Source organism: Streptomyces sp. NPDC033229 (assembly GCF_055576875.1).
In genome coordinates this window covers 74574-87791 of record NZ_JBVIQR010000027.1, presented here as the reverse complement: position 1 = coordinate 87791, position 13218 = coordinate 74574, and the positions used below count along the sequence as shown (strand labels likewise).

Sequence of the window (13218 nt, the reverse complement as noted above, 5' to 3'; positions counted from 1 at the left end):
GCTGGTGGTGCCCGCCCAGGCGGTCCGCGTAGGGCTCGATGAGCACGAGGGGGCCGGTCATCCCGAGACCGCCTGGTCCCCGTGGGCGGCGGTGAACCTCTCTCGCAGCCAGGTGGGGCTGTTGAGGTGGCCGAACTGCTGCGGGTCGCGTGCGGTCAGGCAGGCGAAGGCGACGCCCTCCCGTGCCCCGGTGGCGGCGTAGGCGGCGAACTCGCCGCTGCGGCTGAGTGTCCATGCCTCGACACGCTTGTGGGCGTCGTCGTCGGCCATGCCGTACTCGCTGCCGCGGGAGAGCATCGCGCACTCGCGGAAACCCGCCTTCCAGGCGTGGAAGGGGCTCTGGTTGAAGCGCGTGATCCCGGCGGTCTGCTGGGCGAATTCAATGCGGCCGGGCAGGGCGGCGAGCACGTCCACCGCCTCGCCCATGTCCCGCAGAGCACTGCGGCGGATCAGCTTCAGCCCGCCGTAGCCGTAGGTCAGGCCGTTGACCGGGTTGACCGCCTGCCATACCCGCATGGAGATGCCCTCATTCAGCGGCTCGACAGCCGTCGGGTCGAAGTCGGTGGCGACGGCGAAATCGCCGTCGGCGAGGAAGAACTGCTCGCGCTCGACGACCTCGGCGCACAGCCGGTAGGCCCGGCGCATTCCGTGCACGCCGTGCAGACGCTTCACGCTGCCGCCCAGCGTCCGCTGGAGCCGGGAGTGCAGGGAGTTGGCCATCGGCTCGTCGTACGACAGAAATACCGCGTCGAAGTCGGTCACGAGATGGCCTCCAGGTATCGGGCGGCGACCAGGGCAGGGGCGAAGTCGGCGGTGGAGGCGTGGGCCCGCTTGGCGTGCACGGCGTGGAACTCGTCGTCCGTGGCCAGGCGTTCGGCCAGGGTGACCGCCTCGGCCGGGGTGGTAAAGGACAGCTCGGGGTCGATGTGCTCGGCCAGCCAGCCCAGCCGGGGTGAGATGACCGGCAGGCCCATGCCCTGGCAGTCGATCACGCTCATTGACCAGGGGCAGCCGGGCCGGAACGGGGCGATGCCGAAGCGGGCGCCGGCCAGCAGGCTCTTGTAGCGGACGCGGTCACCCCGATCGGACACGACCTGGACGTGCGGCAGCGCGGCGAGCTGGTTACGCATCTTCTCGGGGCTGTCGTCCAGACCCTTCCGTTCGGCCCGGCGCTGGCCGAACAGGTCCATGACCCGCAGCCGTACCGTGCCGGAGGCACTGAGCGCGCGGGCCAGGTCCACGAACTGACCGGTGCCGTAGTGCGCGTACAGCCGGTGGTTGTAGATCCCGATGGCCTCGCCGTTGTCGCAGGAGGGCTGGGTGGTGATGCGGTCGCTGACCAGGCGCTCGTCACGCGGCGCGGGAACCACCCGCAACCGGTTGCCCAGGTCCACGGTCATCCGGGCGGCGGCGGCCGACACCCAGGAGGCGGCAACGGAGGAGTGGGCCATCACCCGGTCGCACGCGGCCAGGCCGGCGGCGAACGCCAGCAGCACCGGCCGCCCGAGTCCCGCGTCGTCCAGGGAGGGGTCGAGCAGGAGCTGTTCGCCGCTGGCGAAGGAGAACGGCAGGTAGTGACAGTAACCGGCCAGCAGCGCGTCCGATCCGGCCTCCAGCAGGGCCGTGCGGACCGCCGGAGCCTCCTCGATCTGGTTGGCCACGACCGCATCCGGCCGCTCGCACCGGATCAAGGCCACCAGCTCGTCGATGTTCGCCGAGAACCGGGCCCGGTACTTCGTTCCGGGCACCTGCGTCCGGTGGAAGCCGCAGCGGGCATCCCCGACCGCAGCTGGGGCTGCGACGGTCACATCGGCCCCGGCGTCGGCCAGGGCAGGGGCGAGCAGGCCCGCGAAGATCCAGCCGGAGTCGGCCGAGAGCCGGTCGGGGTTGGAAATGTTCAGCAGGTACAGCACGCGCATGATGCGTCGCCTCCCTCATCCGCCCGGGGGTCGATCCGGGCTCATGAGGGAAGGAAAACGGCGACGCGGGCCGTGACGGGATGGTGAACTTGGATCACTCACGGTTCATTCATGCTCACCAACAATGACGCGGGGCGGGGCTTTGATGGACGCGCAGAGCGAGGAGATCGCCGTCGAGCAGGCGGCCGAAAACTTCGTGGCCGAGGTGGCGCACTGGCGGGAAGTACGCGGCAAGTCCAAGCGGGCGTTAGCGCTGGCCATGGGTTTCGACCCGTCGTACGTCAGCCATGTGGAGTCCGGCCGGCACAAGCCCAGCGAGGAGTTCGCCCGGCTCGCCGACGAGCACCTGAACGCCGGGAAGGCGATCTGGCGGCGCTGGGGCGACTACAAGCGGGCCCGGGCAAAGGCCCGGCGCCCACCTACCGTCCCACCGGCCCAGCGCGGGCACGAGCAGCCGTACGCCACCGGCTCCGCCCTCGTCGTCGAACACGACGCCGCCCGTCTCCAGTACGACGGTCATTCCTACCGCCTCACCATGCGCAGGCTGCTGCTGAATACCGGCAGTGAGCCGGTGACCCGCTACTTGATCCGCATCTCCGTCGATCGATACCCCGGTGCCCCGGAGCGGTCCAACGCGCACTACCGCGCCCACCCGCTGACCTGGGATGAACTGGACCTCACAGCCGCCTGCCGGGGCGAGGCAATGCGGTGGCAGGCCAAGCACGACCGCGACGCCTTCAAGGAGGTCTGGCTGTTGTTCGACAACGAACACGGCCGCTTCCCGCTCTACCCCGGCGAGTCCGTGTGGATCGAGTACGCCTACACCGTCAGCGACGACAAATGGGGTAACTGGTTCCAGCGGGCCGTACGCCTGCCCACCGAACAACTCGAAGTCCAGCTCGCCTTCCCCGCTGCCCTCGACCCCGTCGTGTGGGGCACCGAGACGTCCATGACCGCGGAAGCATCCCCACTGCGGACCCCGCCCGTCCGCAGCGACGAAGGTGAACTGAGGCAATTCACATGGACCACGACCGCACCCACCCTCCACGCTCGGTACCGTCTTGAATGGAGGTTCCGGGCGCGGCCCGAACACAACTCGGAACAAGGGGACTTCAGGTGATTGACGTGCGGCCCAGTCAGCAGATGCGAGACCTCGGAGTCGTCCAGCACGGGGCCGGCATCCTCGCCGAACCGGCCCGCGCCTTCGCCCTGCCCGCCGAGCGCGATGAGGCCGAGCGCATCACCGACGAGCTGTTCGCCGCGATGGAACGGATCGGTCAGGTCCACCCCTTCGCCAAGGGCATGGGTATCGCCGCCCCGCAGATCGGCGTCGGTCGCGCTGCGGCCGTCGTCCAGCCGCCTGGTGAAGCCCCGGCGATCATCCTGCTCAACCCGCGGATCACCGACCGCTCTGACGGGACGGACGAGCAGTACGAGGGCTGTCTGAGCTTCTTCGACGTCCGTGGCCTGGTTCCCCGCCCTCTGAAGGTCACCATCGTGACCACGGCCCTCACCGGCGAGACCGTGAGCACGGTGTACGAGCGCGGGCTCGCCCGCCTCATCCACCACGAGGTCGACCACCTCGACGGGCTGCTGTACACGGCCCGCATGAGGACCGGAGTAGAGCCGATCCCCGTGGAGGAGTACCGCCAGAGCGGCAAGGCATGGGCATACGAGTAGGCCGCTACCGGAGAACCTCTCAGCGGCAGGAGGTAGCGACTGCCCATTGCCCCCAGGATGTGCTCTTCACCACGCGCGTGTGTCGCTATGGGTGGGGCAGGTGGGGGTAGTTGATGGTGGGTCAGTGGACTCGGCGGTGGCCGGGTTGTCTTGTTGTTTGGAGGAGATGGAATGGCAAAGCCCCCCTTCGGTGCCTTGACCGGCGCGATCGTGGCGCTCGGGACCGTGCTGGGTTGCCTCGCGGTCGAGTTGCGCGCAGTCGGCTACGAGCAGTACGTCGAGTCCGTGTCCACCGCCGCTGTCCTCATGTACGTCACCGCGAGCCTGATCGTGGTGACGTGGGTCCGTGACCGTCGGGCGCGCTTGGACTGAGGAGAACCGGCCCGCCCGTCGGCACCGTCAGCGGGCCTGGCGGGCGGCGGCGCGTAGGCGGTCGACCTGGGAGTGGATCCAGTCGGCCGGTGGGGCCGGGTCGTCGGGGGCTTCGCCTCGGCAGGGGCGGCAGAGGCCGCCGGGGAGGGCTTCCGGGCGGCCCGGATCGCCGCAGTTCGTGCATTCCATGAGGCGGCGGGGTGGGGCCTGGGGTCCCGGAAGTGCTGCCAAGGGTGGCTCCGGCGGAAGTTTGTCGACGAGCCGCTTTCGGGTGAACGCTCCGGGGGAGTGGATGACGTCCGGCAGCCCGGCGGTGAGGGTCGTCGCGAAGTCCGCCGACCGCACCCCGCGTGCCAGCCATTCGGCTGCCAGGGGTTCCAGGGCCATGCATTCCGCCGCCGAGAGCGTCAGGCGGGCATCGGTCCGGCCCAGTGCGGCCAGGGCGTCGTAGGCCTCCGACCGTTTCGGCTGCCGAGCTTGTGGCGCCGGTGCCTGCGGTTCGACCTCCGGTACGTCTCCCGCCAGGAAGCGGTTCCACCAGGCGTCGCTGCGGGCGGTTCGCGAGAAGTACGTACGGAACACCCACTGCGTACGGCCGTCCCCGACCGGTTCCCGTACGCGGCGCAAGTGGCCAGCAACGGAAAGGGCGTTGAGTGCGGTGCGGACCGCTTGCTGGCCGTAGGGCGGTAGCTCCTTGGCCAGGGTCTTCGTGTCGATCGCCGCGCCGTCCGGCAGGCGGTCGATGTGCGTGGCGATGGACGCCTCACGGGGCGGTAAGTGTGTGAAGTCGTCCCGGCGGCGGGGTGCTTCTCCGGGCGCGGAGCGTTTTCCGTAGCCCGGTGCGGCCATGGGCGGGGCAGCGATAAGGTTGGCAACAGCCATTGGGATCGGTCTCGCGATCTTGTTGGTCAGACCCCCGTTCGGTGTTCCAGCACCGGCGGGGGTTGTTTGTTGCTCCGCACGCTACCGGGCGCTGCGCGTCGCTGTGACCTCGTTGCGCAAAAGTCATCTGTACGAGTGCACGCGGGAGTTGGGAGGGTGGGTGGGTTATCTCTTCCCCACCATTCCATTGGTAAGGAGCTCGGATCCCGACCCCCGAAGCCCGACGCTCAAGCCCCGGCTATGTGCGATATGAACTTCGCCCAGGTCGCCGCCGTTACGTGGACCTCTGGCCCCGACCCGAGCTTCGAGTCTCGGATGTGGATGGTGTGGGGATGCGGGGCGGCTACTTCCACGCAGGCGCCCCCGCCGGAGTCGCTGTAGCTGGACTTGAGCCACGTCCGCTCGTTGCTCATATTTCCTCCACCAGCCTTGTGATGAACCGCGTCGACTCCTCAACGCTGAGGGCTTGCATGCGGATCATGCCATGGCGGTGGGAGAGCTTTCTGACCGTCTCCACGTCCGCGTGCAGCATGCCGGACTCCTGGCCCTCTGTGTATGCGTGCTGCTCGTGCTCGGCGGATTCCAGCAACACCAGTGGCCCGTTGAGCCAGGAATGGGAGCAGCGGTCGGCCGGGAGGATCTGAATGGAGACGTTGCGTAGCGCTCCCGATTCGAGCAGGCGGAGGAGCTGGCCCCTCATCACCCCTGGCCCGCCGACTCCAGTGCGCAACGCAGCTTCGTAGATCACGAAGTTGAACATGGCGGTCGGCTGGTCCCTCAGTTTTTCCTGGCGTTCCAGCCTTCCTGCTACCCGCTCCTCGATCGTCTCGTCGTCCAGGGGTGGGCAGTGGCTGCCGATCAGGGCTCTCGCGTAGTCCTCGGTCTGGAGCAGGCCCGGGATGAGCACCGTTTCGTACCAGTGCAGGGCGATGGCCTCTGCCTCTGCCTCCATGAAACTCTGCGCGTACGACTGGAATTTGTCCGGCTTCAGATAATCCTGAGCGGCGAGCAACAACCCCCGCGCCCCGCACATCTGGTCCGCCACTTCAAGCAGTCGAAGCTGCGGCTTCCGCCGCCCCTGCTCCATCGACTTGACCGACTCGTACTCGTACCCGGCTTCCTTGCCCAACTCATCGCGGGAGATGCCCGCTTGGGTTCGCCACAGTTTGATCTGGTTCCCGCAATACCGCCATGCCATCGGCGGCTGGGAGGTCTCTCCGGTCACGGCATCCCGCCTTTCCCGTACCCATGTCGTTACTGGCGACGCTATTGCCGGGCAAGGGGCATATGAGCCGGGTTCGGGGAAACTCCCCGCTCCCGAGTGACGGGAGCGACGGAGCAACAGGGGCCCGTAAGGAGAAGGTCAGGCGCGGCCGCGCGTCGTGCGCAGTCGCTTCGCGATCGGGGCGAGTGCGGCGTGGAGGGCCTTGAGGTCCTCGGGGGACAGCAGGTCGATGAAGTGCTCGCGCACCGAGGCGACATGGTGCGGGGCGACTTCGCGCATGGTCTCCCAGCCCTGGTCGGTGAGGACAGCGAAGAGGCCGCGCCGGTCCGACTCGCAGTTCTCGCGGCGGACGAGGCCCGCCGTCTCCATGCGGGTGATCTGGTGGGAGAGGCGGCTCTTGGACTGGAGGGTCGCGGTGGCGAGGTCGCTCATCCGCATCCGGTGGTCCTCGGACTCCGAGAGGTTGACCAGGATCTCGTAGTCGTTATTGGTGAGTCCGAACGGCTGGAGGTCCCGTTCGAGCTGGTGCATCAGCAGTCGGCTGACCTCCAGATGGGCACGCCAGGCGCGCTGTTCCTCGTCGCTGAGCCAACGGGTGCCGTTCTCGGTGTCCATAGATGGATTCTACCTAAGAAAGTTGAAAGATGAACCAATGGTCATTGCGGAGCGATCGGGACTGAGGAGTCACGCGTTCGACGTCACACTCCGCAGGGTACCGCTCACAGCCCGAAGCGACGCTGGAGGTCACCGAGCTGGCCGGGCATCCGGGGTGTCATTGGCTGGTTTGCCGGTGTTGCGTTCGGGACGCCGGCCTGCTGGGGCGTGACGCCCGTGTTCTGCTCGTCCATCAGTTGCTCGGTGGATTGCAGGAGCACCGTACCGGCACCGACGAACTCGAACTGGTGCTCCTCGCCCGATGTGCCGCCCAGGCCCGTCAGGGAGCGGATGCCACCGAGGACGCCCTTCAAGTACTGGTGATCGTAGTGGTGGCAAGGCGAAGGGCAGTCCGCCCAGCCGACGAGGGCCTGGGGGTCCACGCGGATCGGGGGTTCGACGAAGTGGACCGGGCCATTGGACGCGGCCACGAACTTGCCCGTGCCGATCAGCGTCAGAAAGCCGGGGATGATCGACTGCTTCAACGAGAGCGAGGGCTGGAAGGCCAGGAGATTGCCCGAGCGAACGGTGAGGTTGCCGTCTTCGAGGTCGAAGGAATTGACGTCGAAGCTGCGGTCCGCGAGGAGCATCTTGCCCTGGCCCTCGGCGACGACCCAGTCCGAGGCGTGCAGCGGGGAGTGGAAGCTGCTGCGGATGAGACGGTCGAGGGGGCCGTGGCCGATGCCGTGGAAGTCGATACGCCCGTAATAGGCGATCATCTTCCCCTTCTGCAGAAACCACTGGCCGTTGAGGTCGACGGAGAACGCGTACGGATTGACGTTGTCGTCGACCGGGAGCGTGGTCGCGTCATGGATGACCGGGCCGTTCACAGCTTTTCCTCCGACGCCTGTACGTACACCGTGCCGCTGCCGGACAGCTCCAGCTGGAAGCCCTCGCCCGAGCCGCGGCCGACCATCTCGCGCCAGCCGAGGGCGGTCGAGAGCTTGTTGCGGACGTCGCCGCGGTGGGCGACGTAGGCCTGCGGGTCGACATGAATGGGGCGCTGCGGGGCGATGGGCAGCTCGATGAAGCCGCCGTGGGCCATCACCGCCACCGCGCCATGGCCCTTGAGGGTGGTGGTGAAGAGGCCCTGGCCGGTGACCTGGCCGCGCACCATGCCCATCACACCTCCCTGGGACCCCATGAACATCGTGCCTTGCTGGAGCGTGCCGTCGAAGGCGAGCAGCCGGTCGGCCTCGACGTAGAGGGTGTCGCCGGACAGCTCGATCACCGAGACATGGTGGCCGCCGTGGCCGAACATGACCGTGCCGCTGCCTTCGACGGTCATCAGCGGGGTGGCCTCGTTGGCGATCCGGCGGCCGATCATCCCCATGACGCCGCCCTGGCCGCCGGTGATGCTGGGGGTGAAGGAGACGTCGCCCCGGTAGGCGAGCATCGCGCCGCGCTGGCTGAAGAGCCGCTGGCCCGGCAGGACGCTGGCTTCGACCATGCGCGAGTTCAGAAGCCGGAAGGGCATCAGACGTCACCCCCGATGGTGTTGCGCTCGCTGGGTTGCACGTAGACGAGCCCCTCGCCCTCGAAGCGGATCTGGAAGGCCTCGCCCGAACCCTCGCCCATGAACGTCCGGAAGTTCACCCCGGACTGGAAGTGCTGCTTGAGCTTGCCGGTGTGGGCGATGTACGCGCCGGGGTCGACCTGGAGCGGCATGTTCGGCGTGACGCGCAGGACGACCGCCGTGCCGGCCGACATGATCGCGGCCTGGCCGGAGCCCTCGACGGTGGTCGTGAACAGTCCGGTGCCCTGCGAGGCGCCGCGCAGGCCGGTGAACGAGGTGCCCGTGCGGAGGCCGCTGTCCGTGCAGAGCAGATTGCTCGACTCGACGTACAGCGTGTCGCCGTGCAGCGTGACGAGATTGATCTCGCTCGCGCGGTCGGCGAAGTAGCAGGTGCCGTGTCCCTTCACCTCCATGACTTCCATCTGCTCGCCGGTGAGCCGACGGGTGACCATGCCGCGCAGGCCGTCACCGCCGCCGGTCATCTTCTTGAACGTCATCTCGCCCTCGTACGCGACCATGGCGCCGTTCTTGGCCTTGACCGCGTCACCCGCCATGTCGACGGCGAGGACTTTGCTCCCTTGGAGCCGAAACTGAGCCACGGACCAGACGCTAGCGGCAGGACATACCGCTCCAACAGGCCCCATGGTCCCGGAACCGATCAGAAGAGGTCCCGAGGGAAGATCATCGGGGGATCGCCGGGAGATCACCGGGAGAGGGGAGGGCGCTTCGGGTGGGACCCGGCAGGCTTGATCAACTCATGGGCTGCAACAATGGGGTGGTTTGTGAATGCCGTCACAAGCTGTAGCCGATCCGCCACTCGCTTCCCGAAGGTGCGTGCCCCCGTGGACATGACGACCGCATCCCCCCTGCGCCGACTCCGCCTGGTCTCCGCCCCGGAGGCCGTCTCCTTCCTGCTCCTGCTGCTCTGCTCGCTGCTCAAGCGGACCACGGACTTCAACGCGGTGCCCGTGATGGGTGCCGTGCACGGCGTGCTGTTCGTGATCTACGTGCTCTTCTGGCTGGACGCCTGGCACAAGACCAAGTGGGGCCTCAAGACCGCCGCCCTCTACTTCGTCCTCTCCGTCCTGCCGACCGGCGGCTTCTTCGCCGAGCGCATGCTGCGCCGTGAGGCCGAGGCGAGCGTCATCGCCGCCCGTGCCCGCCAGGAAGGCGTGGTCAACGCATGATCGTCGCGTTCTCCGTCTCCCCGCTGGGCGTGGGCGAGGACGTCGGCGAGTACGTGGCCGACGCGGTGCGCGTGGTCCGCGAGTCCGGGCTGCCGAACCGCACGGACGCGATGTTCACGTCCGTCGAGGGCGAGTGGGACGAGGTCATGGACGTCGTCAAGCGCGCGGTGGCCGCCGTCGAGGCGCGGTGCGGGCGGGTGTCGCTCGTGTTGAAGGCGGACATCCGGCCGGGCGTGACGAACGGACTGACGTCGAAGGTCGACACGGTGGAGCGGTATCTCTCCGAGGGGTGACCCGGAGAGTCGGTCAACGGCCCGGCCCGGGGCGCGCGCGATGTGCGCACCCCGGGCCGGGCCGTTTCCTTGCGTACGTCAGCCGATGCGGCCCACGTGGATGATGACGATCGTGACCGACGAGTCGGTGATCTCGTAGAGGACCCGGTAGCGGCCCACGTGGATGCGCCGGAGGTTGGGCGAGCCGTACTCGGCCGCACCTGCGGGGCGGGGGTCGTCGGCCAGCAGGTCGATCGCGGCGAAGAGCTGCCGCAGCCCTTCGGGGTCGTCCTTGAGGAACCGGGTGGCCGCGTCGATCGCCGGCTCGTCCCAGATGATCTGTAAGCTCACACACGCTCCAGGCCAAGTCGCGCCCGCACCTCTTCATGCGGGACGCCAACCGCCGTGCCGACGGCCAGCCGTTCCCGGTACTGGGCCAGTGCGAGGGCGTCCTCGAGGTCGGCGAGTTCCTGCGGGTTTATCAACACTGCAGCGGGTTGCCCGTGGTCCGTGATGGTGATGCGCTCGCGGGCGTGTGAAGCCCGACGGACCAAGGATCCGAAGCGAGCGCGTGCTTCAGTGATCGGCAGCGTGTCAGCCATGTGCGGAAGTGTACACTTCTCGCGGCTTCTGTGCGGTGTCCTCGCCGGGTTGAGCCAGCGGGGGCGTCGTCGGGGACGTACCGCCCGACGTACGACGAGTCGTGCGGCCATGGGGCCGGGCTCAGGAGAATCCGCCCCGTCATCTCCCCGCCAGCGCCATGCCCAGGGGTGTGCGTTCGTACAGGACCTGGTGGCCGTGGCGGCGGGATGTCAGGAGGCCGGCGGCGCGCAGTACCGACAGGTGGGCGGAGACCGACGACAGGGCGAGGCCGTGGCGGTGGGCCAGGGTGGTGGTGGAGGCGGGCTCGTCCAGGGCGGAGAGGACGGCGGCGCGGTTCGGGCCGAGGAGACGGACGAGCGCGTCCGACGTCTCCGCGTCCGGCTCGGCCCACAGGCCGCCGATGCCGCGCGCCGGGTAGATCACGGTCGCCTGCCAGGGCGGGTCGAAACCGCCGATCACCTCCGGCCACGCGAAGACGCTCGGCACCAGCATCAGGCCCTGACCGCCCAGCTCACGGACGTGATCGCCGCGATTGGTGATCGTGAGGGTGCCGTCCGACCAGATCAGCCGTGGGTGCAGATCGGCGAAGAGCCGCTCCAGGCCGCCTTCCGCCAGCCGCCGCGTATGAAAGGCGACGTCCGCCTCCAGCAACGCGCGCAGCCTCGGCCAGTCCGGGGCGAGCAGCGTGAGCCAGGCCTGTTCCAGCAGGCCGGTGAGCTCGGCGAGGGCGCGCGCCGGATCGGCCAGCAGCGCCCGGCCGTGGACGGACTCGGCCGCGCCCGGGGTGTCGGCCATGGACCGGGCCAACTCGGCATGGACCACCGCCGGGTCGGTGGCCCGTACGCGCGTCAGCTCGTCCTCGAACGATGACAGGGGGCCGACGGGCGGCGGGCAGAGGAAGTCCGGGTGGTAGCCGCCGGAAGCGGCGGGGGCCAGCAGCGACATCCGCGTCAGATCCAGCCGGTCGACCGCCTCCCGCATCCGGCGCAGCCACGGCAGGTGGTAACCGTGCCGCTCCGGGCGCAGCAGTGTGTACAGCGCCTGGTGGGTCTCCCACAGCGGGGAGATCCCGAACCGGCAGCGCAGCAGATCGTCGGCTCCGAACCGCATATGGAAGGGCATCGGGGTCTGCTTCCTTTCGGATCCAGCCGAAACACTAGTGGGCCGGGACCGCCCTCGGCACGCTGACCGGCATGTCTTCCGTCCCAGCCATCGCCCCTGCCGACTACGCCGCCGTCTTCGCCGTGCGCGAGTTCCGTACCGTCTTCGCCGCCCACCTGCTGTCCCTGCTCGGCATCGTCGTCGGGGAGATCGCCCTGTCCGTGCTCGTCTACCGGCTGACCGGATCGCCGATGCTGACCGCACTGACCTTCGCGCTCGGCTTCCTGCCGTACGTCGCGGGCGGCACGCTGCTGTCCGGCATCGCCGACCGGTATCCCGCCCGGCGGGTGCTCGTCGTCTGCGACCTCGTGTGCGCCGGGGCCGCCGCGACCATGGCGCTGCCCGCGACGCCGATCGCCGGGCTGCTCGCCCTGCGCTGCGTCCTCGCCGCCGTCGCCCCCGTCTTCGGCGGGACCAGGGCCGCGACCCTGGGCGACATCCTCGGTGAGGGCGAACTGTTCGTCCTGGGACGCTCGCTGATCCGGATCGTGTCGCAGGGCGCGCAGCTCGCCGGGTTCGCGGCGGGCGGAGTGCTGCTGACGATGGCGTCGCCGCGCGAGGTGCTGGTGGCCACGGTCGTCGGCTTCCTGGGCTCGGCGGCGCTGCTGCGCTTCGGGACGCGGCGACGGCCGTCGCGTACGGGCGCCGGCGGGGCGCTGGTGAAGTCCTCGCTGTCCGGCGCCCGGCAGCTCTTCGCCGACCGGCGCGTACGGGCGTTGCTGCTGCTGTCCTGGGTGCCGCCGTTCCTCCTCGTCGCCCCGGAGGCCCTCGCGGCGCCGTACGCGGACGCGATCGGGGTGGGCCCGGTGGGCCTGGGGCTGCTGATGTGCGGGATGCCGGTGGGCTCGATCGTGGGGGAGATGCTCGCGGGATCGGTGCTCAGCGCGCGGGCCCGGGAGCGGATCACCTTGCCGGTGGCGGCGGCGACCCTGCTGCCGTTCCTCGCGTACGCGTTCCGGCCGTCGCTGGGGTGGGCCCTGCTGATCGTGGCGCTGGCCGGCACGGGCATGGCGTACACACTGGGCCTGGACCAGTGGTTCATCGCGGCCGTGCCGGAAGAGCTGCGCGGGCGGGCGATGACGCTCCAGACGGCCGGGATGATGACGATCCAGGGCCTGGGCATGGCACTCGCGGGCGTGGCCGCGGAGTTCGCGCCGGTGCACGCGGTGGTGGCGGTGGTGGGGTTGCTGGGGACGGTGGCGGTGGGCGCCGTGGTGCGGCTTGTCGTACGCTCGGCTGCCTGATCAAGATCGAATGGAACCGGGGGAGTGGCCGGATGCTGGAATTCCTGGGCGGTGGCGGCAAGAAGACCGGGCTCGAGCACGAGGTCCTCGTGCTGCGCGACAGCGCGGCGGCCGCCGACGCGATACGCGAGGCGCTGGCCGGGGCGAGTGACGCGGAGCGGCCGGGCCTGGAGCGCGCCGCCGCGATCGTCGCCGAGTACGGGGCCCGCCCGGAGGCGGAGGCGCGTGTGGAGTGGGTGCGGGGTGTTCTCGCGGAGGCGGGGGTGGACCCGGTCAAGCACGAGGTCCGCGCGATCAAGGCGGTACGGGAGGCTGAGCGGGGCCTGAGCCTGCGCGCGGCGGTGGAGCTGGTGAACGAGGCCAAGCCGAAGTAGGAACCGGGCGGTTCCGAACTGGCTGCACCAACCGCTGCGCGGCGGTGTCCTCAATCGCCGGACGGGCTGAAATCAGCCCGTCCGGCGATTGAGGACGCGCCCACCAGGTAGCCGCCGCCGCAAGCGGTA

Annotated in this window: 19 protein-coding genes; 7 read left to right on the top strand and 12 right to left on the bottom strand. The window is 69.2% G+C overall.

The features are described from left to right. Nucleotides 1–57: 57 nt before the first annotated feature. On the bottom strand, nt 58–762 hold the full coding sequence (locus ACZ53N_RS23420; protein WP_469142765.1) for a hypothetical protein: 705 nt from the start codon (nt 760–762) through the stop codon (nt 58–60). Beyond that, nucleotides 759–1919, bottom strand: coding sequence for a glycosyltransferase family protein (locus ACZ53N_RS23415; RefSeq protein ID WP_469142764.1), 1161 nt, complete (start codon nt 1917–1919; stop codon nt 759–761). Before ACZ53N_RS23415 ends, ACZ53N_RS23420 begins: the two co-directional genes overlap by 4 nt. Nucleotides 1920–2064: 145 nt before the next feature. On the opposite strand from ACZ53N_RS23415, the gene ACZ53N_RS23410 reads away from it, so the two are divergent. From ACZ53N_RS23410 to ACZ53N_RS23400, 3 genes are all read left to right on the top strand, one after another. Further along, complete coding sequence (locus ACZ53N_RS23410) at nt 2065–3039, top strand: helix-turn-helix domain-containing protein (RefSeq protein WP_469142763.1); 975 nt, start codon at nt 2065–2067, stop codon at nt 3037–3039. 23 nt (nt 3040–3062) lie between these two features. Next, entirely contained in the window at nt 3063–3599 is a 537-nt protein-coding gene (locus tag ACZ53N_RS23405; RefSeq protein ID WP_469142762.1) for a peptide deformylase, read from the top strand. Between the two features lie 171 nt (nt 3600–3770). Further along, nucleotides 3771–3971 carry an SCO3870 family protein gene (locus ACZ53N_RS23400; protein ID WP_469142761.1) on the top strand — a complete coding sequence of 67 codons (201 nt, stop codon included), beginning with the start codon at nt 3771–3773 and terminating at the stop codon, nt 3969–3971. Nucleotides 3972–3998: 27 nt separating this feature from the next. Here the strand turns inward: ACZ53N_RS23400 and ACZ53N_RS23395 are convergent, their stop codons facing one another. The 7 genes from ACZ53N_RS23395 to ACZ53N_RS23365 form a co-directional block, all read right to left on the bottom strand. After that, entirely contained in the window at nt 3999–4853 is an 855-nt protein-coding gene (locus ACZ53N_RS23395; protein WP_469142760.1) for a hypothetical protein, read from the bottom strand. 227 nt (nt 4854–5080) lie between these two features. Next, nucleotides 5081–5266, bottom strand: a complete 186-nt coding sequence (locus tag ACZ53N_RS23390) for a DUF397 domain-containing protein (RefSeq protein WP_469142759.1) — start codon at nt 5264–5266, stop codon at nt 5081–5083. Beyond that, the gene (locus ACZ53N_RS23385) at nt 5263–6051 is read right to left on the bottom strand and encodes a helix-turn-helix domain-containing protein (protein WP_469142791.1); all 789 of its coding nucleotides are present in this window, start codon (nt 6049–6051) and stop codon (nt 5263–5265) included. The genes ACZ53N_RS23390 and ACZ53N_RS23385 overlap by 4 nt, the downstream gene beginning before the upstream one ends. A 165-nt stretch (nt 6052–6216) precedes the next feature. After that, the gene (locus ACZ53N_RS23380; RefSeq protein WP_365210664.1) at nt 6217–6693 is read right to left on the bottom strand and encodes a MarR family winged helix-turn-helix transcriptional regulator; all 477 of its coding nucleotides are present in this window, start codon (nt 6691–6693) and stop codon (nt 6217–6219) included. Between the two features lie 104 nt (nt 6694–6797). After that, nucleotides 6798–7562 carry an AIM24 family protein gene (locus tag ACZ53N_RS23375; protein WP_209516886.1) on the bottom strand — a complete coding sequence of 255 codons (765 nt, stop codon included), beginning with the start codon at nt 7560–7562 and terminating at the stop codon, nt 6798–6800. Next, nucleotides 7559–8209, bottom strand: a complete 651-nt coding sequence (locus tag ACZ53N_RS23370) for an AIM24 family protein (RefSeq protein ID WP_469142758.1) — start codon at nt 8207–8209, stop codon at nt 7559–7561. Before ACZ53N_RS23370 ends, ACZ53N_RS23375 begins: the two co-directional genes overlap by 4 nt. After that, a complete protein-coding gene (locus ACZ53N_RS23365) occupies nt 8209–8892 on the bottom strand; it encodes an AIM24 family protein (protein WP_184732481.1) in 684 nt (227 codons plus the stop codon). The genes ACZ53N_RS23370 and ACZ53N_RS23365 overlap by 1 nt, the downstream gene beginning before the upstream one ends. A gap of 198 nt (nt 8893–9090) precedes the next feature. On the opposite strand from ACZ53N_RS23365, the gene ACZ53N_RS23360 reads away from it, so the two are divergent. Both ACZ53N_RS23360 and ACZ53N_RS23355 read left to right on the top strand, forming a co-directional pair. Continuing rightward, nucleotides 9091–9435, top strand: coding sequence for a DUF3817 domain-containing protein (locus tag ACZ53N_RS23360; protein ID WP_469142757.1), 345 nt, complete (start codon nt 9091–9093; stop codon nt 9433–9435). Continuing rightward, the gene (locus ACZ53N_RS23355) at nt 9432–9728 is read left to right on the top strand and encodes an MTH1187 family thiamine-binding protein (RefSeq protein ID WP_184732477.1); all 297 of its coding nucleotides are present in this window, start codon (nt 9432–9434) and stop codon (nt 9726–9728) included. Before ACZ53N_RS23360 ends, ACZ53N_RS23355 begins: the two co-directional genes overlap by 4 nt. Before the next feature lie 78 nt (nt 9729–9806). On the opposite strand, the gene ACZ53N_RS23350 is transcribed toward ACZ53N_RS23355, so the two are convergent. The 3 genes from ACZ53N_RS23350 to ACZ53N_RS23340 form a co-directional block, all read right to left on the bottom strand. After that, a complete protein-coding gene (locus ACZ53N_RS23350; protein ID WP_469142756.1) occupies nt 9807–10058 on the bottom strand; it encodes a type II toxin-antitoxin system RelE family toxin in 252 nt (83 codons plus the stop codon). Further along, complete coding sequence (locus ACZ53N_RS23345; RefSeq protein ID WP_469142755.1) at nt 10055–10309, bottom strand: type II toxin-antitoxin system Phd/YefM family antitoxin; 255 nt, start codon at nt 10307–10309, stop codon at nt 10055–10057. The genes ACZ53N_RS23350 and ACZ53N_RS23345 overlap by 4 nt, the downstream gene beginning before the upstream one ends. A 139-nt stretch (nt 10310–10448) precedes the next feature. After that, on the bottom strand, nt 10449–11432 hold the full coding sequence (locus ACZ53N_RS23340; protein WP_469142754.1) for an ArsR/SmtB family transcription factor: 984 nt from the start codon (nt 11430–11432) through the stop codon (nt 10449–10451). A 71-nt stretch (nt 11433–11503) separates the two neighbouring features. On the opposite strand from ACZ53N_RS23340, the gene ACZ53N_RS23335 reads away from it, so the two are divergent. Beyond that, nucleotides 11504–12715 (top strand): MFS transporter, encoded by a 1212-nt coding sequence (locus ACZ53N_RS23335; protein WP_469142753.1) that lies wholly within the window; start codon nt 11504–11506, stop codon nt 12713–12715. A 32-nt stretch (nt 12716–12747) separates the two neighbouring features. Continuing rightward, nucleotides 12748–13089 carry a hypothetical protein gene (locus ACZ53N_RS23330; protein ID WP_469142752.1) on the top strand — a complete coding sequence of 114 codons (342 nt, stop codon included), beginning with the start codon at nt 12748–12750 and terminating at the stop codon, nt 13087–13089. Nucleotides 13090–13218 lie beyond the last annotated feature (129 nt).